The sequence below is a fragment of the Caulobacter sp. FG7 genome (genome assembly GCF_057808875.1).
Genome location: NZ_JBMDIW010000022.1, coordinates 21,150 through 43,003, shown reverse-complemented (window position 1 = coordinate 43,003; position 21,854 = coordinate 21,150). Strand labels below are relative to the sequence as shown.

The 21,854-nt window shown below is 69.1% G+C and carries 24 protein-coding genes; 10 read left to right on the top strand and 14 right to left on the bottom strand.

Features of this window, described 5'->3' with window-relative positions; translation table 11 throughout:
• Positions 1-6: 6 nt before the first annotated feature.
• On the bottom strand, positions 7-918 hold the full coding sequence (locus ACODR1_RS17745; RefSeq protein WP_488881640.1) for a 2-hydroxyacid dehydrogenase: 912 nt from the start codon (positions 916-918) through the stop codon (positions 7-9).
• Positions 919-984: 66 nt separating this feature from the next.
• Here ACODR1_RS17745 and ACODR1_RS17740 point away from each other — a divergent pair, with 66 nt between their 5' ends.
• Positions 985-2,124, top strand: coding sequence for a serine hydrolase domain-containing protein (locus tag ACODR1_RS17740; protein WP_488881639.1), 1,140 nt, complete (start codon positions 985-987; stop codon positions 2,122-2,124).
• A 115-nt stretch (positions 2,125-2,239) separates the two neighbouring features.
• Here the strand turns inward: ACODR1_RS17740 and ACODR1_RS17735 are convergent, their stop codons facing one another.
• The 3 genes from ACODR1_RS17735 to ACODR1_RS17725 form a co-directional block, all read right to left on the bottom strand.
• Positions 2,240-2,569: a DUF8776 family protein gene (locus ACODR1_RS17735; RefSeq protein ID WP_488881638.1), complete on the bottom strand. Its 330-nt coding sequence runs from the start codon at positions 2,567-2,569 to the stop codon at positions 2,240-2,242.
• A 111-nt stretch (positions 2,570-2,680) separates the two neighbouring features.
• Positions 2,681-3,592 (bottom strand): EamA family transporter RarD, encoded by a 912-nt coding sequence (gene rarD / locus ACODR1_RS17730; RefSeq protein ID WP_488881637.1) that lies wholly within the window; start codon positions 3,590-3,592, stop codon positions 2,681-2,683.
• A 152-nt stretch (positions 3,593-3,744) separates the two neighbouring features.
• The gene (locus tag ACODR1_RS17725) at positions 3,745-4,773 is read right to left on the bottom strand and encodes an aspartate-semialdehyde dehydrogenase (protein ID WP_277794894.1); all 1,029 of its coding nucleotides are present in this window, start codon (positions 4,771-4,773) and stop codon (positions 3,745-3,747) included.
• Between the two features lie 227 nt (positions 4,774-5,000).
• Between ACODR1_RS17725 and ACODR1_RS17720 the strand changes: the two genes are divergently transcribed.
• Complete coding sequence (locus ACODR1_RS17720; RefSeq protein WP_488881636.1) at positions 5,001-6,251, top strand: UbiH/UbiF/VisC/COQ6 family ubiquinone biosynthesis hydroxylase; 1,251 nt, start codon at positions 5,001-5,003, stop codon at positions 6,249-6,251.
• Positions 6,252-6,370: 119 nt separating this feature from the next.
• On the opposite strand, the gene ACODR1_RS17715 is transcribed toward ACODR1_RS17720, so the two are convergent.
• Complete coding sequence (locus ACODR1_RS17715; RefSeq protein WP_058348402.1) at positions 6,371-6,577, bottom strand: Trm112 family protein; 207 nt, start codon at positions 6,575-6,577, stop codon at positions 6,371-6,373.
• Positions 6,578-6,685: 108 nt separating this feature from the next.
• On the opposite strand from ACODR1_RS17715, the gene ACODR1_RS17710 reads away from it, so the two are divergent.
• Both ACODR1_RS17710 and ACODR1_RS17705 read left to right on the top strand, forming a co-directional pair.
• Complete coding sequence (locus tag ACODR1_RS17710) at positions 6,686-7,090, top strand: hypothetical protein (RefSeq protein WP_488881635.1); 405 nt, start codon at positions 6,686-6,688, stop codon at positions 7,088-7,090.
• 78 nt (positions 7,091-7,168) lie between these two features.
• Positions 7,169-7,567 (top strand): DUF805 domain-containing protein, encoded by a 399-nt coding sequence (locus ACODR1_RS17705; protein WP_488881634.1) that lies wholly within the window; start codon positions 7,169-7,171, stop codon positions 7,565-7,567.
• Between the two features lie 22 nt (positions 7,568-7,589).
• Here ACODR1_RS17705 and ACODR1_RS17700 read toward each other — a convergent pair whose 3' ends face one another.
• Genes ACODR1_RS17700 through ACODR1_RS17690 form a run of 3 tightly spaced genes read right to left on the bottom strand, consistent with a single transcriptional unit; the run spans position 7,590 to position 9,366 of the window.
• Entirely contained in the window at positions 7,590-8,246 is a 657-nt protein-coding gene (locus ACODR1_RS17700) for an LON peptidase substrate-binding domain-containing protein (protein WP_488881633.1), read from the bottom strand.
• A gap of 59 nt (positions 8,247-8,305) precedes the next feature.
• Complete coding sequence (gene trxA, locus ACODR1_RS17695) at positions 8,306-9,214, bottom strand: thioredoxin (RefSeq protein WP_488881632.1); 909 nt, start codon at positions 9,212-9,214, stop codon at positions 8,306-8,308.
• A complete protein-coding gene (locus tag ACODR1_RS17690; protein ID WP_488881631.1) occupies positions 9,205-9,366 on the bottom strand; it encodes a hypothetical protein in 162 nt (53 codons plus the stop codon). The genes trxA and ACODR1_RS17690 overlap by 10 nt, the downstream gene beginning before the upstream one ends.
• On the opposite strand from ACODR1_RS17690, the gene ACODR1_RS17685 reads away from it, so the two are divergent.
• Complete coding sequence (locus tag ACODR1_RS17685) at positions 9,365-9,817, top strand: hypothetical protein (RefSeq protein ID WP_488881630.1); 453 nt, start codon at positions 9,365-9,367, stop codon at positions 9,815-9,817. The two genes, ACODR1_RS17690 and ACODR1_RS17685, sit on opposite strands and share 2 nt — an antisense overlap.
• Before the next feature lie 11 nt (positions 9,818-9,828).
• Here ACODR1_RS17685 and ACODR1_RS17680 read toward each other — a convergent pair whose 3' ends face one another.
• The 3 genes from ACODR1_RS17680 to ACODR1_RS17670 all read right to left on the bottom strand — a co-directional run bounded on the left by ACODR1_RS17680 (position 9,829) and on the right by ACODR1_RS17670 (position 11,535).
• Entirely contained in the window at positions 9,829-10,335 is a 507-nt protein-coding gene (locus ACODR1_RS17680) for a prolyl-tRNA synthetase associated domain-containing protein (RefSeq protein ID WP_488881629.1), read from the bottom strand.
• 50 nt (positions 10,336-10,385) lie between these two features.
• A complete protein-coding gene (locus ACODR1_RS17675; protein ID WP_488881628.1) occupies positions 10,386-10,733 on the bottom strand; it encodes a hypothetical protein in 348 nt (115 codons plus the stop codon).
• Positions 10,734-10,848: 115 nt separating this feature from the next.
• A complete protein-coding gene (locus ACODR1_RS17670) occupies positions 10,849-11,535 on the bottom strand; it encodes a YiaD family glycine zipper/OmpA-like lipoprotein (protein WP_488881627.1) in 687 nt (228 codons plus the stop codon).
• A 155-nt stretch (positions 11,536-11,690) separates the two neighbouring features.
• On the opposite strand from ACODR1_RS17670, the gene ACODR1_RS17665 reads away from it, so the two are divergent.
• Positions 11,691-12,626: an isopenicillin N synthase family dioxygenase gene (locus tag ACODR1_RS17665; RefSeq protein WP_488881626.1), complete on the top strand. Its 936-nt coding sequence runs from the start codon at positions 11,691-11,693 to the stop codon at positions 12,624-12,626.
• Positions 12,627-12,705: 79 nt separating this feature from the next.
• Here ACODR1_RS17665 and ACODR1_RS17660 read toward each other — a convergent pair whose 3' ends face one another.
• Together ACODR1_RS17660 and ACODR1_RS17655 are read right to left on the bottom strand one after the other, a co-directional pair.
• Positions 12,706-14,574, bottom strand: coding sequence for a TadE/TadG family type IV pilus assembly protein (locus ACODR1_RS17660; protein ID WP_488881625.1), 1,869 nt, complete (start codon positions 14,572-14,574; stop codon positions 12,706-12,708).
• A 92-nt stretch (positions 14,575-14,666) separates the two neighbouring features.
• On the bottom strand, positions 14,667-15,566 hold the full coding sequence (locus ACODR1_RS17655; protein WP_488881624.1) for a LysR family transcriptional regulator: 900 nt from the start codon (positions 15,564-15,566) through the stop codon (positions 14,667-14,669).
• Between the two features lie 123 nt (positions 15,567-15,689).
• Between ACODR1_RS17655 and ACODR1_RS17650 the strand changes: the two genes are divergently transcribed.
• Entirely contained in the window at positions 15,690-16,688 is a 999-nt protein-coding gene (locus tag ACODR1_RS17650; protein ID WP_488881623.1) for an aldo/keto reductase, read from the top strand.
• 72 nt (positions 16,689-16,760) lie between these two features.
• The gene (locus tag ACODR1_RS17645; protein ID WP_488881622.1) at positions 16,761-18,113 is read left to right on the top strand and encodes a metallophosphoesterase; all 1,353 of its coding nucleotides are present in this window, start codon (positions 16,761-16,763) and stop codon (positions 18,111-18,113) included.
• Between the two features lie 28 nt (positions 18,114-18,141).
• Here ACODR1_RS17645 and glmS read toward each other — a convergent pair whose 3' ends face one another.
• Positions 18,142-19,962, bottom strand: a complete 1,821-nt coding sequence (glmS, locus tag ACODR1_RS17640; RefSeq protein ID WP_488881621.1) for a glutamine--fructose-6-phosphate transaminase (isomerizing) — start codon at positions 19,960-19,962, stop codon at positions 18,142-18,144.
• 207 nt (positions 19,963-20,169) lie between these two features.
• On the opposite strand from glmS, the gene glmM reads away from it, so the two are divergent.
• The gene (gene glmM, locus ACODR1_RS17635) at positions 20,170-21,516 is read left to right on the top strand and encodes a phosphoglucosamine mutase (RefSeq protein ID WP_488881620.1); all 1,347 of its coding nucleotides are present in this window, start codon (positions 20,170-20,172) and stop codon (positions 21,514-21,516) included.
• A 162-nt stretch (positions 21,517-21,678) separates the two neighbouring features.
• Complete coding sequence (locus ACODR1_RS17630) at positions 21,679-21,831, top strand: hypothetical protein (RefSeq protein WP_488881619.1); 153 nt, start codon at positions 21,679-21,681, stop codon at positions 21,829-21,831.
• The last annotated feature ends 23 nt before the right edge of the window (positions 21,832-21,854 follow it).

The window sequence follows — 21,854 nt, the reverse complement described above, 5'->3', positions numbered from 1 at the left end:
CGCGTCTCAGCCCGAGAAATGCCGCTCCAGGTTCTCCAGCACCAGCGCCGCCATCGCCGCGCGCGCCTCCTCCGTGGCGCTGCCCCGGTGGGGCTGCAGCACCACGTTGTCCATCGACCATAGCGCCGTCGGCACGTTCGGCTCGTCCTCGAACACGTCCAGGCCCGCGCCGGCGATCGTCCCGTCGGCCAGGGCCGCCACCAGGGCCGCCTCGTCGACCACCGAGCCGCGCGCGACATTGATCAGCAGGCCGTCGACGCCCAGTGCTTTCAGCACCGCCGCATCCACCAACGGGCCGGCGTCGCCCGGGGTGACCAGGAACAGCACGTCGACCGCATGGGCCAGGTCCAGCGGGCTGGCGTGATAGGCATAGGGGACGCCCTCGACCGGCCGGCGGCTGTGGTAGGCGACGCCTGACGCGAATGGCGCGGCCATCCGGGCGATCGCCTTGCCGATCTGGCCCAGGCCCAGGATCCCGACCTTTCGCCCGCTCGCACGCCGCGCCAGGGGCAGGCGCTCGGCTTTGGGCCAGCGCCCCTCGCGCACATAGCGGTCGGCCGCGACCATCCGGCGCGACAGCGACAGCCATAGCCCGATGGCAAGCTCGGCGACGTCCTGCGTCAGTACGCCGGGCGTCGTGGTCACGCTCACGCCCCGCGCGGCGGCGAGGTCGAGGTCGACCTTGTCCAGACCGACGCCGTGCACGGCCACGATCTCCAGGGCCGGCAGGCGGTCCCACAGCGCTGCGGGCACGCCCAGGTCGCCGCCGGTGACCACGGCCCGGACCTTTCCGGCCACCTCGGCGATCAGCGCTTCCGGATCGGCGGCGCGATAGGGGCGATGGACGGCATAAGCGGCCTCCAGGCCGGCTTCGAGCTGTTGGGAAAGGGCCTTGAGCTGCAGGACGTCGGGCTTCATCGGCGGGCTCCGGTTACGCGTTCCTTCGGATGACAAACCCCGGCCCGGCGGGCTAGAGCAAAAGCCATGAGCCTCGACATCACCGGCGTCTGCCCCGCCCCGTTCGCCCAGGTCTACGAAGCCTTCGAGGCCAACTTCGATCCGGCCTCGCCGGGCGGCGGGGAACTTGGCGCGCGTTTCACCCTGGCTGTCGACGGCGAGGTGGTGGTCGACCTGATGGCCGGCCATGCCGATCGCAAGCATCAGGTCGCCTTCGGTCCCGACACCCTGACCCCGCTGTTTTCGACCACCAAGGCGATCGCCGCCCTGCTGGTTGCGCGGCTGGTCGACCAGGGCAAGCTGACCTACGACCAGACCGTCGCCTCCGTGTGGCCGGAGTTCGCGCAAGCCGGCAAGCAGGACGTCACCGTCGGCCAGGTGATGTCGCACCAGGACGGCCTGTCGGGCTTCCTCGACGAGGTCGATCCGGCCATCTGGTTCGACTGGCAGGCGACGACCGCCAAGCTCGCCGCAATGGCCCCGCTGTGGCCGGTCGGCTCGGCCAGTGGCTACCACCCGGTGACCTTCGGCTTCACGGCCGGCGAGATCTTCCGCCGCGTCGACGGCCGCACCATGGGGACCGCGCTGCGCGAGGACCTGGCCCAGCCGCTGGGCCTCGACATCTGGATCGGCCTGCCCGACAGCGAGCATGCGCGTTGCGCGGATCTCATGCGCCCGACCGCCTTCCCGAAGTTCGGCGAGATCAACGACGCGGTGAAGGCCGCCTTCATGACCAAGTGGGCCGCGCCCGGCGGCCGCGGCACCGGCGAATGGCGCCGGGCCGAGATCCCCTCGGCCAACGGCCACGCCACCGCCCACTCCCTGGCCCGCCTGATGGGCGCCCTGGCCAGCGGCGGCACGCTGGACGGCGTGAAGATCCTGTCGCCGGAAACGATGGAGAAGGCCCGCGCCGAGCGTATCGCCGGCCAGGATCTCGTGCTGCCCTACCAGATCAGCTGGGGCGCGGGCTTCATGCGCAACACGCCCAACTTCTTCTACGGCCCGACGGCCGACGCCTTCGGCCATTCGGGCTGGGGCGGATCGTGCGCCTTCGCCGATCCGAAGACCGGGGTCTCGGGCTCGTACGTGATGAACCGCCAGGGCAACGAACTGATCGGCGACCCGCGCGCGGTGAGTTTGATCAAGGCGGCCTACGCGAGCCTTTAGGCCGTGAGTGATCCCCGCCCTTCGACAGACTCAGGGTGAGGATCATGGCTGGCTTGGCGGATCAGTAGAAACCTCATCCTGAGCTTGTCGAAGGACGAGGTTTCGGCTGCGCGGCTTACAGCCCCAGCCGCCCCCGCAGCCGCTCGGCCACGGCGCCAAGGGTGATGGTGCTCAGCGCCTCCTGCACCGGCAGCGGCACGCCGTCCGGGGCGGCCTGCACCAGCTTGCTGGTGAAGTCGGTGATGGCGGTGATGTGCTGGGCCAGGTGGTCGACCATGTGCAGCTCCTGCATCACGGCCATGCGCGATTCCGGCGGGGTGTTCTCGAGGATCTTGCCCAGGGCGCTGTCCAGGTGGCCGCAGGCCTCGGCGGCCAGCGACATCTCGACCGACAGGGCCTCGAGCACGGCGGCCAGATCGGGCGTGGTGATGGTTTCCGTGGACATGGTTCCCCCAGCGTTAAGTCTGTCGCCATATCTGACGCAGAGCGTCTTGCCGCCGGCTTAAGGGCCGGCGGCGGTGCGACAAATTGACCAACGTTTCACAACGGCCAAGGTTCAGGCCGTTGCGGCGGCCGTCCGCGTACGCTTCCAGGCGCCGTAGGCGAAGGCGGCCACGCCCAGCCAGATGAAGACGAACGACAGCGCGCGCAGCGGCGTGAAGGCCTCGCCTAAGAACACGCCCAGCAGGAACTGCAGGGTCGGGGCGATGAATTGCAGGAAGCCCATGGCGCTTAGCGGCAGGCGGCGGGCCGACCAGGCGAACAGGGCCAGCGGCACGACCGTGGCCGGGCCGGCGGCCAGCAGCAGGATCGCCGTCCGGGCGTCCTGGGTGAAGTGCCCGGCCCCGGTCGATTGCAGATGCCAGACATAGAGCAGGCCCGGGATCGCCAGGTAGGCGCACTCGATGAACAGGCCCGTCTGGGCGTCGGCCTTCACCTGCTTCTTGAGGATCGCATAGATGCAGAAGCTCAAGGCCAGGCCCAGCGACACCAGCGGCAGGTGGCCAAGGGCGATGGTCTGGATGGCCACGCCCACGGCGGCCAGGCCGATGGCGACCTTGCCTTCGGTGCTCATCCGCTCGCGGAACAGCAGGGCGCCGGCCGCCATGTTCATCAGGGGGTTGATGTAGTAGCCGAGGCTGGCCTCGATCACCCGGCCGGCGTTCACCGCCAGCACGTAGATCGTCCAGTTGCCGAAGATGGCCAGGGTCGACAGCAGCAGTATGCCCAGCGTCTTGGGCTGGCGCAGCACCTGCGCCACCTGGCCGCCCTGCCTGGCCAGCAAGACGAGGCCTCCGGCCCAGATCACCGACCACAGAGTCCGGTGGGCGATCATCTCGAACGAGGTGACGCCCATGACCGACAGGGTGTGGAAATAGAGGGGCAGGAAGCCCCAGAGCAGATAGCAGCCGACGCCGGCCAGATAGGCCGAACGCGCATCCCCGCTGGGGCTCGTACTGGAACTCATGGACCGCACCTTTCGCGGAGGGATCTGACAGATAGGGATCCCGGCGTCCGCCCACATCTTGCGGGCCCGCGCTTTGCGGAAGGGTGCGATCGGTTCGCCGAAAGGCGGTCCCGTCGTCCCTCCGCTGGCGGAAGGACGACGGGGAAGTCGTCTTAGGCCAGGGTCTTCTGCTTGATCAGGCCCTTGTCGTGCAGCAGCTGGGCGATCTGCACGGCGTTCAGGGCCGCGCCTTTGCGCAGGTTGTCGGCGACGCACCAGAGGGCGATGCCGTGCTCGACGGTCGGATCCTTGCGGATGCGCGACACATAGACCGGGAACTCGCCCTGGCTTTCCTTCGGCGTGATGTAGCCGCCGTTCTCGCGCTTATCGACCACGACGATCCCTTCGGCGTCGCGCAGGATCTCGCGGGCGTCGTCCTCGTCCAGCGGGCCGGTGAACTCGATGTTGACCGATTCCGAGTGACCCACCATCACCGGCACGCGCACGCAGGTGGCGACCAGCTGGATGGCCGGGTCCAGGATCTTCTGGGTCTCGACGGTCATCTTCCACTCTTCCTTGGTGAAGCCGTCGTCCATGAAGACGTCGATGTGGGGGATGACGTTGAAGGCGATCTGCTTGGTGAACTTCTTCGGCTCGGGCGCGCCCAGGACGAAGACGCCCTTGGTCTGGTCCCACAGCTCGTCCATGCCTTCCTTGCCCGCGCCGGAAACCGACTGGTAGGTCGACACCACCACGCGCTTGATCGGCACCTCGTCGTGCAGCGGCTTCAGCGCCACCACCAGCTGGGCGGTCGAGCAGTTGGGGTTGGCGATGATGTTCTTGGGGATGACGTTGACGGCGTCCGGGTTCACTTCCGGCACCACCAGCGGCACGTCCGGGTCCATCCGGAAGTGGCTGGAGTTGTCGATGACGATCGGACCGGCCGCGCCGATCTTCTCGCCCCAGGCGGCCGAGATCGAGCCGCCGGCGCTCATCAGCACGATGTCGACCTTCGAGAAGTCGAACTGCTCGAGGTCCTCGCACTTGATGATCTGGCTGCCGAACGAGACCTCGGTGCCGATGGATTTGCGCGAGGCGATGGCGTGCATCTTCTCCACGGGGAATTTCACTTCCTCGAGGATGTTGAACATCTCGCGGCCCACGTTGCCCGTGGCGCCGACCACGGCGACCCGGTAACCCATCGCAGTCTCCAATCTTTCAGCCCCGACAAGGGGAAATGCGCCGTCCCGTTACGCCTGGTAACGCGGGTAGGCAAGGGCATGGTTTTCCAAAGGTGGCGGCGAATGGCCGCGCGCGGAGGAAAAATCTTGCTTTGCCCTATATGGGGACGCTGAGGCGGCTCCCTAAGGGCCCGTCGGACGCTTCGTCCAACTGGACAGTGGGCCCGCGCCGGGCGCATACCCACGCCATGCGCAAGCACGACGCCGACGTCATCATCGCCGGGGCCGGCATGGCCGGAACCACCCTGGCGCTCGCCCTCGCTTCCGGCGGCGTCAGGCCGCTGCTGGTCGACCCGCAGCCCTTCGACGCCCAGCTGGCGCCGACCTTCGACGGTCGTTCTTCGGCCATCGCCTATTCGTCGTTCCGCCAGTGGCGGGCGATCGGCGCCGGCGAGGCCCTGGCGCCCCACGCCCAGCGCATCGAGCAGATCCTGGTCACCGACGGCAAGGCCCCGGGCGCGGCCTCGGGCAAGCCGTCGCCCTTCTTCCTGCGCTTCGACAGCGGCGAGATCGCCGACCGCTCGGAAGGCGAGCCGCTGGGCTACCTGATCGAGAACCGCCAGATCCGCGCGGCCCTGTCGAAGACGGCGCTGGACAAGGGGCTGGAGGTCATCGCCCCGGCCGGCGCGGCGGGCCTGGAGGTCGACGCCGCGGGCGCTCGCGTCACCCTGACCGACGGCCGGGTGCTGAGTGCGCCGCTGGCGGTAAGCGCCGAAGGGCGTAACTCGGCCCTGCGCAAGGCGGCCGGCATCGGCGACATCGGCTGGGGCTACGGCCAGAGCGGCGTCGTCGCCACCGTGAAGATGCAGCACCCGCACGAGGGCGTGGCGCACGAATACTTCCTGCCCAGCGGCCCGTTCGCCATCCTGCCGCTGACCGACAACCGCGCCAGCCTGGTCTGGACCGAGAGCACCGCCCGCGGCGAGGCCCTGCGCCACGCCAGCCCGGAAGCCTTTCACGCCCACCTGATGCGCCGGTTCGGCGACTTCCTGGGTGAAGTCGAGATGGCCGGGCCGGTGTTCGTCTATCCGCTGTCGCTGTCGCTGGCCGAGCGGCTCACCGCCCCACGCTTGGCCCTGATCGGCGACGCCGCCCACGGCGTGCACCCGATCGCCGGCCAGGGCCTGAATCTCGGCCTCAAGGACGCCGCGGCCCTGGCCGAGGTGGTGGTCGAGGCGATCCGCAACGGCGAGGACATCGGCGCCGAGGCGACGCTGGAGCGCTACGCCCGCTGGCGGCGGTTCGACAACGTCACCAACGCCCTGGCCTTCGATGGCTTCGTGCGGCTGTTCTCGAACGACAATCCGCTGCTGCGCGCCGCGCGCGGGATCGGCATGGCGGCGGTCAACCGCATCGCCCCGGCGCGCCGGTTCTTCATGCACGAAGCCGGCGGCGGCGTGGGCGACCTGCCGAAATTGCTGCGCGGGACGGCGCTGTAGTAGGCGCCGTGCGTGGTCCTCGCCCTTCGACAGGCTCAGGATGAGGACCAGCTTGGACTCGGCGTCTGACCGAAAACCTCATCCTGAGCTTGTCGAAGGATAAGGTTTTCGGCGCCGCCCTACTCCCCGTCCGCCAGGCTGCGGGCTTCTTCCGGCAGCATGATCGGCACGCCGTCGCGGATCGGATAGGCCAGCTTGGCCGTGTGGCTGACGAGCTCGCCGCGGGCGCGGTCGTAGAACAGCGGCGCGCGGGTCACCGGGCAGACCAGCACCTCCAGCAGGCGCGGATCGACGTCGACGGGCGGGGGCGGGGGAGCGGCGGTCATGGCGCTGTTCTAGAGCCGGGCGGCCGATAGGGAAAGCCCCGCCGCCGGAACCTCTCGCGCGGGCCCGCGGTTGTCGCAGAAGCGATAACAACGATCTCGGATAAAGACATGACCGCCATCGAACGGACCTTCCTGGCCGCCGCCGTGGCCACCAGCACCCTGACCCTGGCCGCCTGCGGCTCCATGGGGAGCGGCATGGGCGGCGAAAGCGCCTACAGCCCGCGCCTGTCCACCCAGGCCAGCGACGAGAAGGCTTTCGCCAGCACCTTCGTCTCATGCCGCGACGAGGTGCGCGCGGGCAAGACCAGCGGCTTCAAGGTGCATCCGGCCAGCGCCACGGCCCGCGACCTGCAACCGGGCCCCACCGGCCTGGTGCTCAAGGTTCCGTACGACAAGGCCAAGGGCTCCAAGGGCGTGCGAGCGGCGCTGGACGAGCGGCACAAGGCCGCCATGGGGCAGTGCCTGTCCGAAAACGGCTACCAGGTGGCCGCCTGGGATGCAGTGAAGCCCTAAAAGGCGGCCTTCGCCGACAGGACCTTTTCAGCGCTCTCCGTTTCGCTACCATGGGTGGTGTTCAGAGGAGAGCTCGCGATGTCGATGTTCAAGGCGCTGATCCGGTTCGCTGACTTCAAGGGCCGGTCTGACCGATCGGAGTTCCTTCAGTTCCTGCTGCTGGCCCTGACCCTGGCGCTGCTGCCCAGCTATGTCTGGAGCATGGCCTGGGGTCTGGCCGACGGCCTGAGGGGCCTGCCGCCCCACAAGCCGGCCTCGCTGTTGCCCTATGTCGGCCTGTTCCTGGCAATCCCGGCGCTGTCGCTGCTCATTCGCCGCCTTCACGACATCGACCGCAGCGGCTGGTGGCTGCTGCTCAACCTCGTGCCGGGCGGGATCGCCGTGCTGATCGTCTTTGTCCTGCAGGACGGCGCGGCGGGCGACAACCGCTTCGGGCCGCCCCAGCCCAAGGCCCACGGCGCGGCCGCCGCGGCCTGACGCCCTACTGCACCCCTGATCCCTACTGCACCGAAGGCGGCTCGTCGTCGTCCTGGGCGGCGTCGATTTCCAGCAGCGCCACCAGGGTGCTGCGGCGGTCGGCGAGGGTGCGGGCCTCCAGCAGGGCCTGCTTTTCCAGCGGATCGAACGGCAGGGCCATGGCCAGGCTGTTGATCAGGGCGTCGGAGGGCGCGGCCTGAGCCTCGCTCCAGTCGATGGCCAGGCCGCGGTGGTCGAGATAGCGGCGCAGGGCGTTGAGCAGCGGGGCTGCGTCGCCGACCGCCTCCTGCTGGTCTTCGCGCAGGTCGAGGTCGAAGGGCGTGAAGTCGGCCCGCACCTGGCGATAGGGAGTGCGCGCCGGCAGTTCTTCGCCGAGCCGGAACCGCGCCACGCCGGTGAGGGTGATGAGGTAGCGGCCGTCGCTGGTCTCGGCGAAGCTGGTCACCCGCCCGGCGCAGCCGATCGGGGCCAGGGACGGCCGGACGGCGTCGCCGCCCGGACGGGTCTGGACCATGCCGATCATCCGCTCGCCCGACATGGCGTCGTCGAGCATGTTGAGATAGCGCGGCTCGAAGATGTTCAGCGGCAGCTGGCCGCCGGGAAGCAACAGCGCCCCGTCCAATGGAAACACGGGGATCACCAGCGGCAGGTCGAGGGTCTTCCGGTATACGCCCGGCATGGCGGCCTCCTTGACTGGGTGTTCTGAACGCTTGTCCCGGCGAACAGGTCCTTGAAGTCCTAGCTGAACAGGATCGACGACAGGCGCTTGCGACCCTGCTTGGCGACTTCCGAGGTCGGGCCGGCGGCCTCGAACACGGTCAGCAGCTGCTTGCGGGCGGCGTCGTCGTTCCAGGTCCGGTCGCGCTGGATGATGGTCAGCAGGTGGTCGCAGGCCGCCTCCAGCTGGCCGGCGCCGGCCAGGGCCTTGGCCAGTTCCAGCCGGGCCTCGTGGTCGTCGGCGTCGACGGCCAGGCGCTGTTCGAAGGCGGCGGTCTCGGACGGGGCGGCTTCGGCCAGCTTGAGGGCGGCGCGCACGCTTTCCAGGTCCGGATCCTTGGCGTTGGCCGGCGCCATGTCGGCGATCTCGGCCGCGCGCTCCAGGTCGCCGCCGGCCAGGTAGACGCGGGCTAGGCCGCCCAGCGCCTTGATGTTGTCGGGCTCCATCTGCAGCACCTGGGCGAAGGCCTGGGCCGCGCCGCCCAGGTCCTCGACGTCCAGGCTCTCCTTGGCCATGGCCAGCAGCTCGTCCACGGCGCCGGCCTCGGGCGGACCCGAGATGCGGTCGACGAACTGCTGGATCTGGCTTTCGGGCAGGGCGCCCTGGAAGCCGTCCACCGGCTGGCCGTCGACGAAGGCGTAGACGGTGGGGATCGACTGCACGCGCAGCTGGCCGGCGAAGCCCGGGTTCTTGTCGACGTCGATCTTGACCAGCTTGACCGCGCCCTTGGCGGCGGTGACCACCTTTTCCAGCGCCGGGGTCAGCTGGCGGCAAGGGCCGCACCAGGTGGCCCAGAAGTCGACGATGACCGGCTGGGTCTTCGAGGCCTCGATGACGTCAGCCATGAAGGTGGCGTCCGTACCGTCCTTGATGTGCTCGCTCTTGCCGCCGGCCGGGATGGGGGCCGGCTTTTCACCGATCAGGGACATGACTGCTTCTTCTCTCGTGCGCGGACGCTCAGCGCCGCAAGATGGTCCTTGCCGAGGCGGTTCGCAATCGGCGGCTGCGCCTTCTTGCCCCGAAGGCGTTTGGCGGCGATGGTGCGCGCCGCCCGTTCGGGGCGTCCCTCCAGGATCCACATGGCCCGTCGTCTTCCGCTCCGTCTGTCCTTGAGCCTGCTCGGGGCGACGGCGTTCTGCCTGGCCGGGCAGGCGTCGGCGGCGGAGAAGCCGGTGGCCTGCGAGCCCCTCTACGCCTTCATCGGCTCCACCCCGCCGGCCGACAGCCACGAGGCGGTGTTCTTCTGGCCCGCCGACGAGGTCGACGGTCAGGCCTACATGTACGCGGTCCTGGCCGGCTCGCCCTCGACGCCCGACGAGGCGCGGACCGTCCTTTGGGACGGCTACGCCCGGGCGACCCATGCCGTGGAGCTGGAGAAGATGGCCAAGACCCTCGCCGACTGCCTGACGGCGCCAGCGGGTCGCAAGCTGACGGCGCTGCGTCCGGCGACCGTGGACATCGACTGCACCGGCGAGCCGAGCGTGCGCGCCCGCGGCGCGTGCCTGCGGTTCCGGGTCGGGCCCCAGCGCTAGAAAAGAGGGCGCTAGCCGACGACGGCCATCGCCTCGAAATCGACGATCATCGGCTCGACGCCGAGGGCGGCCAGGAACCGGCGAAAGCCCGCCTGGCTGACGGCCGTGGTGGCGTCGTTCTTCAGCGGGTGGAAGTTCACCGGGTCGGCCTCGCTCAGCGCCTTGTCGAGCACGAAGCGGATCCTGTGGTTATCGTCGTTGATCAGGCCGAAGGCGGTGACCGACCCTGGGGTGACGCCCAGGGTCTCGACCATCATCGCTTCGGGGCCGAACGACAGCCGGCCCGAGCCGATCACGTGGTGCAGCTTCTTCAGGTCGATCGCCGTCTCGCCCAGCGCCGAGATCAGCCACAGCTGGCCCTTGGCGTCCTTGAGGAACAGGTTCTTGGTGTGGCCGCCGGGCAGGGCCTTCTTGATCTCCAGCCCCTCCTCGACACGGAACACCGGCGGGTGGTCGAGGGTGGCGTGGTCGACGTCGTGGGCGTCGAAGAAGGCGATGAGGTCGGCGCGGGTCTTCATGGGCGCCTTCTAGCCGGTGACGGGGCGGCTGGTCGAGCCGCCCCTCGGGTTTAAGGCTGCTTCTCCAGGGTGACGGCGATGATCTTCGGGCGCTCGTAGGCGCAGCCTTCGATCGTCAGTTGGACAGCCTGGTTGGTGGTGTAGGCGGTCAGCAGGATCGCGGCGAAGACCTCAGATCCACTCATCAGATGATCGACGATGTAGCCGTCGTTGTAGGTGCATCCGTGCGGGTTGGCCGGTGCGCTGGTCAGCTTGACCCGGACGGAACCCGAGTTCCAGCCCGCGGTGTAGTAGGTCACCTGGCCCGGCCCGACGAATTGCGGCTCGGCCGAGGCTTCGCTCGTCAGCGCGCAGGTCAGCAGAAGCCCCGCGGTGAGATGGGCGAAAAAGCGATGCATGGTAATCCCCGAAACACGACCCGAGATGGTTGGTCGGGCCGGCGGCAATTTTCGGTTGCCGTGGAGCGCATGGTCAAGCTTTCGCCGCCGGCGTTCCGGGGATTTGTTACGGGCCTCAGGTCAGCGGGCGCAGGATGATCTCGACCCGGCGGTTCTGGGCGCGGCCCTCGGCGGTGTCGTTGGAGGCGATCGGCTGGCGCTCGCCCTGACCGGCCACGAACACGCGGTCGGGCAGCACGCGGCCTGGGCCGGTCAGATAGCCCGCCACCGAGCCGGCGCGACGCTCCGACAGGGCCTGGTTGTAATCGTCCGGACCGGTGCTGTCGGCGTGGCCGACCACGTCGATGGTGGTCTGCGGATAGGCGTTCAGGGTGCGGGCCACGTCGTCGAGCACGCGGGTGAACTGCGGCTGCACGTCCGACTTGTCGACGGCGAAGGTCACGTCGCTGGGCATGACCAGCACGATCTGGTCGCCGTTGCGGCGGATCATCACGCCCGAGCCTTCCAGGCTGCGGCGGAAGTCGGCCTGCTGGCGGTCCATGTAGTTGCCGACGGCGCCGCCGGCCAGGGCGCCGATGCCCGCGCCGATCAGGGCGTTCTTGCGGCCCTGCTCGCCCTTGTTGGTGTTGGTCAGGTAGCCCAGCAGGGCGCCGCCGGCCGCGCCGGCCAGGGCGCCGGTGCCGGTGTTGTTGCGCACCGGCATGCCCGTGTACGGGTCGGTGGTGGTGCAGGCCGTCATGGCGCCGGCGCCGATCAGGAGGGCGCCGAGCGCTGCGGCGCGGAAGGCGGTCTTGTTGGTCATCTGCCGTCTATCCCGTGAAGTGTCGGATCAGCGGGTGAAACGCACCCGTTATGGTCAAGTTCCGACAAACCAGATGAGCGGGGGATGAACGGCCTTCGTTCCGCCGCCTGTTGGGTGTAGTAAGGCCCGTCTTACTAATCCTGCGAAGGCCAAACGTGTCCGCATCCGCCATCGAGCCCATCTCGTTCACCCTCTACAGCAAGGACTTCCCGCGCTTCGCCCAGGAGCTGGGCGCCTCGTTCGAGCGCTATGGCTTTGCTGTGCTGTCGGAGTACGACCTGCCGCAGGATCGTATCGACGCGGCCATTTCCGACACCAAGGCCTTCTTCGCCCTGCCGGTCGACACCAAGAAGCAGTACGCCGGGGTCAAGGGCGGCGCGCGCGGCTACATCCCGTTCGGGGTCGAGACCGCCAAGGGCGCCACGCACTACGACCTGAAGGAATTCTGGCACATGGGCCGCGACCTGCCGCCCGGCCACCGCTTCCGCGCCACCATGGCCGACAACGTCTGGCCAGCCGAGATCCCGGCCTTCAAGCACGACGTCAGCTGGCTCTACAACGCGCTCGACAGCATGGGCGGCAAGGTGCTGGAGGCCATCGCCACCTACCTGAAGCTCGACCGTGAGTTCTTCAAGCCGACCGTCGAGAACGGCAACAGCGTTCTGCGCCTGCTGCACTATCCGCCGATCCCGCAGGATGCGACCGGCGTGCGCGCCGGCGCCCACGGCGACATCAACACCATCACCCTGCTGCTCGGCGCGGAAGAGGGCGGCCTGGAGCTGCTCGACCGCAACGGCGAGTGGCTGCCGATCAATCCGCCCCCGGGCTGCATCGTCATCAACATCGGCGACATGCTTGAGCGCCTGACCAACCACGTCCTGCCCTCGACCATCCACCGCGTGCAGAACCCGCCGGCCGAGCGCCGCCACCTGCCGCGCTATTCGACGCCGTTCTTCCTGCACTTCGCGTCGGACTACGAGATCAAGACCCTGCCCAACTGCGTGACCGACGAGAACCCGGACCGCTATCCGGAGTCGATCACCGCCGACGAGTTCCTCCAGCAGCGCCTGCGCGAGATCAAGCTGGCCTGATCCGGCCCGCTGGTCCTGAAAACGACGAAGGCCCCGTCCTCGCGGACGGGGCCTTTTTCATGCCGGTCTCTCGACGTCGCTACTTGGCGATGCGCAGGGCCGAAATCTCCTGGGCGATCGACTTGAAGGCGGTCTTCAGCTCGCCGCCGGTGGCCGGGAAATAGGCCTGGCTGGTCTTGGTGGCGCAGGTCGTCAGCATCGACTTGGCGGTGGAGTCGACGTCGAAGCCCACCGTGAAGACGATCACGTTCTTGGCCTTGATCTTGGTGCACAGCTCCTTGGCCTGGGCCGTGGCGTCGCCGTTGGTGGCGTTGCAGTTGATGTGGTCGGAGGCCGAGCCCGAACCGGAGCCGGCGTTGGAAGCGATCACGCCCTTGCAATAGGGGGTGTTGAAGGCGCCGTCGGTCATCATCACGACGATCTTCATGGTCTCGGCCGTGCCGTAGGCGGCCGGCTTCTGGCTGTTGCTGGGCCACAGGTAGGCGAAGTTCGGCGACACCATGTACCAACCCCAGGCCAGGCCGATCTGGCCGGCGGTCGAACCGCCGTCGTCCAGCGCCGAGATCTGGTTCTTGAGCACCGTGCGGTCGGAGGTCAGCGGGGTGATCTTCGGCGCCGGGCAGGGGTTGCTCGAGGCCGGATAGTTGCGGCCGACCAGGGCCGTGGACGGGGCGTCGTCGGTATAGGCGTAGGTCCCGGTGCGCTCGGTGACGCAGGTGCTGATCGCCAGGGTCTTGGCGCTGCCGCTGGCGTTGGTGAAGTTCAGGTTGGCGCAGCTGATGTCGCTGCGCGAGGTGCTCTGGCAGGTCGCCGTGCCGTTGGCGCCGGCGGTCGTGGTGACATAGTTCGTGCTGGCCGTGGGCGACAGGTTGGTGGTCATGGCCAGGCCCGAGACCGCCGTGATGGTCGGGACGGCGCTGTTCAGCGTCGTCACGCCCGTGATCCCGGTCAGCTTCAGCTGGTCGCCGGTCTGGAAGACGTGGCTGGCCTTGCTGGTGAAGACGAAGGTGCAGGTCGAGTTCAGGCACTTGTAGACCGAGCCGCTGGAGCCGGCGGTGACCGAGGTCCCCGACTGATTGGCGCCGGTGAACTTGGTGGTCGAGGCCACCGAGGTCACCCTCAGCACCTTGCCGTTCATGCTGCTCTGGTTGGAGCCGAACACCATGGCGTAGTCGTTGACGACCAGGCCGTGGGCGCTCGAGGTGGTGACCACGGGCGAGGTCGTGTTGCCGGTGAAGCTCGACACGGTCTTGGTCACGCCGGTGTTCCAGGCCGCCGAGGCCAGGGCCGAGCTCGGGATCGCGCCGCGCACCGCGTCGGCATAGGTGTCGACATTGACGCCCATCGAGTAGGGCACGATGGCGACCTTCGAGTAGTAGGGCTCCTGGATGTCCTGCACGACGATGTCCACCAGGTCGGTGGCGGCCGTCTTCAGGTCGCTGATGCGCGTGCCGGCCATCGAGCCGGTGATGTCGAGCACCAGGGCGATCTCGAGGTTGTTGGCGGCGCGCACCACCACCGACTGGGCCCCTACCGTCAGCTTGTCCTTGCCGATCAGGCCCAGGATGATCGGGTCGAAGGTGAAGCTGGCGGCGCCGGTCACCTGCTTGCCGTTGGTCGAGCCGACGAAGCTGGAGGTGGTCGCGGCCTGGCCCAGTTCGGCGGTCAGGGCGGCGTTGCCCAGGGTGGTGAGCGTGGCGGTGTCGGTGGCGGTCGAGCGCGCCGCGATCAGGGTGGCGGCGTCCAGGGAGTCCTGCAGTCGCCGGCGCTCGACGCTCATGCGGCTGAGATCGAAGACGCCGAACACCAGCAGGCAAAGCGGGATCAGGCCCAGGGCCACCCAGACGGCGAGGGCGCCGCGCCGGTCGGACCGGAACCCGCGCAGGCGGGCAGCGGCGCGGACGAGCGCCCCGCCCAGGCGGGCGGTGGTGCGGCTGCGGACGATCATCGGCGGTGGCCCCTCGTTCTTTCGCGCCGAGCATGGCAGGCGACGGTGAACAGGCGGCAAACGCGCCGAAAATTGAGATTTCCGGGGAAGGTTCAGGCTTCCTGCCGCCGGGCCCGGATGAAATCGATGAAGGCCCGCAGGGGCGCGGGCATGTGGCGGCGGCTTGGATAGTAGAGGAAAGGGCCCTCGAAGGGCGGGTTCCAGTCCTCCAGGATCGGCACGAGCCGGCCTGCGGCCACTGACGCCGCAAGGAACCCCTCGAAACTGGCGATCACGCCCAGGCCCTCCTCGGCGGCGCGCAGCTCCAGCTCCATCGACGAGGAGATCAGCGGCCCGTCGGGGGCGATGCGCACGATCTCGCCGTCCTTCTCGAATTCCATGACGATGATCGCGCCGCTGGAAAACCGGTGCCGGATGCAGGGCAGCGACAACAGGTCGCGCGGATGGCGGGGCGTTCCGTGCCGGGCCAGGAACGCCGGGGAAGCGGCCGCCTGGTAGCGCTGCGGACCCGACAGCGGCACGGCGATCATGTCCTTCTCCAGCCGCTCGCCGTAGCGCACCCCCGCGTCGGCCCCGGCCGCCAGCACGTCGACGAAGTTGTCCTCGGCGGTGATCTCCAGGGTGATGCCGGGATTGGCCTTCAGGAAAGGGCCGACGATGTCGGGCAGGACCAGGCGCGCCACCACGATGGGCACGTTCAGCTTCAGGGTTCCGGTCGGGCTGTCTCGGAACTGGTTCACCGCGTCCAGCGCCCCGGCCACGTCGGCCAGGGCCGGCGCCAGGCGTTCCAGCAGGCGTTCGCCGGCCTCCGTGGGGGTGACGCTGCGGGTGGTGCGGTTGAGCAGCCGCACGCCCAGCGCTGTCTCCAGCCGTCGCACCGCCTCGCTCAGCGACGAGGGCGACACCCCGCGCCCCACCGCCGCGCCGCGAAAGCTGCGGGCCCGGGCCACGGCGGCGAAGGCGTCGAGATCGGCGAGGTCGGGGGCGGCCATTGTGCGAAATTCCGAACGGCCCGTGCGCCGTTGGTCGGATTATCGCACAGGTCGCGCAAGGTCATAGTCGGCTTGTCCAACACTCGCGGCGCTCCCCACGCCGCGGCTCCAAGGAGATCGCCCATGCGCACGCTCAAGCTCGGAAACACCGGTCCCGCCGTCTCGGCCCTCGGCCTCGGCTGCATGGGCATGTCCGACGACCTCTACGGCCCCGCCGACCGCGCCGAGGCCATCGCCACCATCCACGCCGCCCTGGAGGCCGGGGTCACCCTGCTCGACACTGGCGACTTCTACGGCATGGGCCACAACGAGATGCTGATCGGCGAGGCCCTGCGGGGCCAGGATCGCGACAAGGCCGTGGTCAGCGTCAAGTTCGGCGCCCTGCGCGGGCCCGACGGCGCTTTCCTTGGCTTCGACAGCCGGCCCAAGGCGATCCGCAACTTCGTGACCTACTCGCTGCGCCGGCTTGGGGTCGACCACATCGACGTCTACCGCCCCTCGCGCCTGGATCCCGACGTGCCGATCGAGGACGCCATCGGCGCCCTCGCCGAGCTGCGCGACGCCGGCTACATCCGCCACATCGGCCTGTCGGAAGTCGGCGCCGACACCATCCGCCGCGCCGCCGCCGTGGCCCCGATCTGCGACCTGCAGATCGAGTATTCGCTGCTGTCGCGCGGGATCGAGGACGCCATCCTGCCGACCCTGCGCGAGCTGGGCATCGGCCTGACGGCCTACGGCGTGCTGTCGCGCGGCCTGATCAGCGGCCACTGGGCCAAGGACGCCCAACGCGGCGCCCGCGACTTCCGGGTCCATTCCCCGCGCTTCCAGGGCGAGAACCTCGACCGCAACCTGGCCCTGGTCGAGACCCTGCGGGCGGTCGCGGACCAGAAGGGCGTCAGCGTCGCCCAGATCGCCATCGCCTGGGTGGCCTCGCGCGGCGACGACATCGTCCCCCTGGTCGGCGCCCGCCGGCGCGACCGCCTGGCCGAGGCCCTGGGCGCGCTCGACGTCGTGCTGACGGCGGAGGATCTGGCCGCCATCGAGGCGGCCGTGCCCAAGGGCGCGGCGGCGGGCGAGCGCTACGCCCCCGCGATGATGGCCCATCTCGACAGCGAACGCTGACCATCCAAAGCCTTGTTGGCGCCTTGCCAGGAGCGGTCTAGGCAAGGCACCAACGATCTCTGGAGGCTCGGCATGAACGGTTTCAATCGGCGCACGGTGCTGGGCGGCGCGGCCGCCGCCATGACCCTGTCGTTCGGTCCCCGCGCCGGCGCCGCCACGGGCCGGGCCAAGGTGCTGATGCTGTCGGACCTGCACTCGGCCTACGGGATCACCCCGGCCCTGCTGGAGGCCATGCGCCGCATCGTCCGCCGCGACGCCGCCCCCAGCCTGATCCTGCTGAACGGCGACCTCTTCGAAGCCGGCAACGTGGTGGCCAAGCGCACCGACGGGGCGCTCGACTGGGCGTTCCTGGAGGCGGTGGCCAAGCTGGCGCCGACGGTGATCAACATCGGCAACCACGACGCCGACCTGGTCGAGGACATCGCCGCCGCCGCCGATCGCGCCCGGGCCCTGGGCATTACCGTGATCAGCAACATCGTCGACAAGCGCACCGGCCGACCGGTGGCCAGCTCGCGCGCCACGCTCGACCTGGGCTTCCCCGTCCACCTGATCGGCTGGGCCACCAACTCGATCGACACCTATCCCAAGGCCATCCGGCCCGACCTCGCCATTCCCGCGCCGACGCCGTGGGCCCAGGCCAACCTGTCGGCCTCGCCGCCGGAAGACGGCATGCTGGTGGTGATGAGCCACGCGGGCCTGCCGGCCGACCGTCCGCTGCTGGCGGGCCTGCCCGAGCGCACCCTGTTCCTGGGCGGCCACAACCACGTGACCGTCGAGCACGCGCAGGGGACCAGCCGCTACGTCCACACCGGCGCCTGGGGCCAGCCCCTGACGGTCGCCACGATCGACCGCGCCCGCAAGGCCGACCCGATCCGCATCTCCCGCGTCGTCGTCGACCCGCGCGGCCCGGCCGACCAGGCCCTGGGCCGCCAGGTGAAGGAGACGCTGGCCGCCCAGCTGACGCCGGAAGAACGGGCGGTGGTCGCCAAGGTCCCCAAAGCCCTGTCGTTGGGCGACACCGGCCGCCATGTCGCCGGACTGATGGCCCGGGCCGCCGGCGCCGACATCGGCTTCATGGGCCACACCACCCTGGGCATGGGCCTGCCGGCCGGCGACCTGTCGCGCTACGCCTACGACTCCGTGGTGCGCTTCGACGGCAGGATCGTGAAGGCCCAGGTCGATGCGGCGACCCTGGCCGACATCCTCACCCGCACCGACCAGGACCGCGGCTTCCCGTTCGACCGGCTGACCGGCGACTTCGCCTACGCCAGCGGCCCCACCCGTCCCGACAAGACCCACCTGAGCGTCGTCACCACCGACTGGTGCGCCGGCCGCCAGCACGAATATTTCGGCCGCGAGGATCTGGTGTTCAGCGAGACCGGCCTGAAGGTGAAGCCGTCGATCCTGGCGGGGCTGGCGTCCTGAATCCCTCTCCCTTTGGGAGAGGGATCAATCATTCCACCGTCACCGATTTGGCCAGGTTGCGCGGCTGGTCGACGTCGGCGCCCTTGAGCACGGCCACGTGGTAGGCCAGGAGCTGGATCGGGGCGGACATCACCAGGGTCGAGACCAGCGGGTCGCTGGCGGGGGCGGTGACCACCACCTTGGCGCCCTCGGGGGCGTGCTTCACGCCCAGGGTGTCGGTGATGAAGATCACCTGGCCGCCGCGCGCCATCACCTCGCTCATGTTCGACGCCGACTTCTCGAACCAGCTGTCATAGGGCGCGAGGATGACGATTGGGGTCTGGTCGTCGACCAGGGCGATCGGGCCGTGCTTCAGCTCGCCGGCGGCATAGCCCTCGGCATGGATGTAGCTGATCTCCTTGAGCTTCAGCGCACCTTCCAGGGCCAGGGCCGACATCGGGCCGCGGCCGAGATAGAGCACGTCGCGGGCCTTGGCCACGTCGGCGGCGATCTCCTTGATCGCGCCTTCCAGGTGAATGGCCTCGGCGATCAGGCGCGGGGCCTCCAGCAGCACCTTCACCAGGCGCTGCTCCTCGGCCGCGTCGATGGTTCCGCGGGCCTTGGCGGCGGCCACGGCGATGGCGGTCAGCACGCTGACCTGGGCGGTGAAGGCCTTGGTCGAGGCGACGCCGATCTCGGGCCCGCAGTGGATCGGCCAGACTACGTCGACCTCGCGGGCCATGGTCGACTCCGTGGCGTTGACCACCACGGCGCTCTTCATGCCCTTGGCCTTGCAGTAGCGAAGGGCGGCCAGGGTGTCTGCGGTCTCGCCCGACTGCGACATGGCCACCACCAGGGCCCCCGGGCGCAAGGCCGGCTGGCGATAGCGGAACTCCGAGGCGATCTCGACGTCCACCGGCAGGTCGGCCAGCTGCTCGATCAGGTACTTGCCGACGACGCCGGCGATGTAGGAGGTGCCGCAGGCGACGATCTGGATGCGTTCCAGCTTGGCGAAGTCGACGTCGCCGGGGATGGCGGTCTTGCTGGTCAGGGCGTCCACATAGGCCGCGATGGTGCGCTGGCACCCTTCGGGCTGGTCGTGGATCTCCTTTTCCATGAAGTGGCGGTAGTTGCCCTTTTCCATCATCACGGCGCTGGTCGGCACCACGCGCACGGGACGGGTCACGGCCGCGCCCGAGGCGTCGAAGATCCTGGCGCTGTCGTGGTCGAGGGCCACGTAGTCGCCCTCGTCGAGATAGATCACCCGGTTGGTGAAGGGCCCGACGGCGAGCGCGTCCGAACCCAGGAACATCTCGCCCTGGCCCTCGCCGACCACCAGCGGGCTGCCGCGGCGGGCGCCCAGCACCAGGTTCTCGGCGCCCTCGATCAGCACCGCCAGGGCGTAGGCGCCGGTCAGCCGGTCGAGCGTGGCCTTGAAGGCGTCGATGGGGGCCAGGCCCGTGGCCAGTTCGGCGTCGATCAGGTGGGCGATGACCTCGGTGTCGGTGTCGCTTTCAAACACCCGGCCGGCGGCGGCCAGCTCGGCCTTCAGCTCGGCGAAGTTCTCGATGATGCCGTTGTGCACCAGGGTCACGCGGCCGGCGCTGTGCGGGTGGGCGTTGGCGACGTTGGGCGCGCCGTGGGTGGCCCAGCGGGTATGGCCGATGCCGGTGGTGGCGGTCAGCGGCTCGGCGGCCAGCACCTCTTCCAGCGCCTTGATCTTGCCCTTGGCCCGGCGGCGCTGAACGCCGCCGCCGACCACGCCCGCCACGCCGGCGGAGTCGTAGCCCCGGTACTCGAGCCGCTTGAGGCTCTCGACCAGACGCTCGGCGACGGGGGTCTTACCGACGATGCCGATGATGCCGCACATGGGACATGATCCTTTGTAGAACGCGCCTGTAGGACTATTGCTACCAGCACGGGATATTTCGAGCGCGGCCTTTAGCACTCGTGCAGGGGCCGGCGACGTAAATCTGCATTTCGGATCGTTTCGCGGTCCGTACGAGACTTCGAAGACGCTCTATATGGGCGTTGCTCCGATTCACACAGCGACCCGACAGCGACGAAGACCATCATCATGAGCAAGCGCGCCTATTTCGGCACCGACGGCATCCGCGGCCAGGCCAACAAGCACCCGATGACCGCCGAAGTCGCCCTGCGCGTCGGCCTGGCGGCCGGCAAGCTGTTCCGCTCGCAGGACGATCGCCGCCACCTGGTGGTGATCGGCAAGGACACCCGCCTGTCGGGCTACATGATCGAGCCGGCCCTGGTGGCGGGCCTGACCAGCGTGGGCATGGACGTGCGCCTGTTCGGCCCGCTGCCGACCCCGGCCGTGGCGATGATGACCCGCTCGATGCGCGCCGACCTCGGGATCATGATCTCGGCCAGCCACAACAACTTCGCCGACAACGGCATCAAGCTGTTCGGCCCCGACGGCTACAAGCTGTCGGACGAACAAGAATTGAAGATCGAGGCCCTGATGGACGAGGGCCTGCAGGAGGGCCTAGCGGCCCCGCGCGACCTGGGCCGCGTCAAGCGCATCGACGACGCCCAGGCCCGCTATGTCGAGATCGTCAAGGCGACCTTCCCGCGTCATCTCAGCCTCTCTGGCCTGCGCATCGTCATCGATTGCGCCAACGGCGCGGCCTACAAGGTCGCCCCCACCGCCCTCTACGAACTGGGCGCCGAGGTCATCAGCCTGGGGGTCACCCCCGACGGCACCAACATCAACGAGGAATGCGGCTCGACCCATCCGGACCAGATGGCCAAGCTGGTGCGCGACTACCGCGCCGACATCGGCATCGCCTTGGATGGCGACGCCGATCGCCTGGTGATCTGCGACGAGAAGGGCCTCGTGGTCGACGGCGACCAGATCATGGCGATCATCGCCGCGGCCTTCGCCAAGGCCGGCGCGCTGAAGGGCGGCGGCGTCGTGGCCACGGTGATGTCCAACCTCGGCCTCGAGCGTCAGCTCGGCGGGCTGGGCCTGACGCTGGAGCGCACCTCGGTCGGCGACCGCTATGTCATGCAGCGCATGCGCGAGGGCGGCTTCAATGTCGGCGGCGAGCAATCGGGCCACCTGATTCTGTCGGACTTCTCGACCACGGGCGACGGCCTGATCGCCGCCCTGCAGGTACTGGCGGTGATGGTCGAGAGCGGCAAGCCGATGAGCGCCCTGGCCCGTCAGTTCGAGCCGGTGCCGCAGTTGCTGGAAAACGTCCGCTTCGCCGGCGGCAAGCCGCTGGAGGCCAAGGCCGTCAAGGAGGCCATCGCCGACGGCGAGGCCCAGCTGAACGGGGCCGGCCGCATCGTCGTGCGGGCCTCCGGCACCGAGCCGCTGATCCGCATCATGGCCGAGGGCGACGACCCGGCCCTGGTGCGCAAGGTGGTCGGCGACATCGCCGCCGCAGTCAAAGCGGTCTGAGCACGAACATTCCGTGTAGCTGCACTAATTCGGGCGAAAAAGCGGCCGAAACCCGCCTAAAAGGCGACGGCTCAGGTTGTGTTTCGTCAGTTTCGTGACATCGTCGTTCCCGTGGTTAACGGCGCGAGCCCCCACAGCGCCGAGCCACGGAGGAAACGTCAGGTGTTCCATACGCATGGTTCGCGGCCCCCTGCCGCGCCCGGCCTTCTGCACAGCCGCGAATTCCGTCGCGCCGTCCTGTTCGGCGGCGCGTTCAGCGCGCTGTTCTGGCTGGCCACGGCCTACGCCGCCAGCAGGCTGCTGCTGAACCTCTGAGGCGAGGCCCCAAGGCCCTTTCG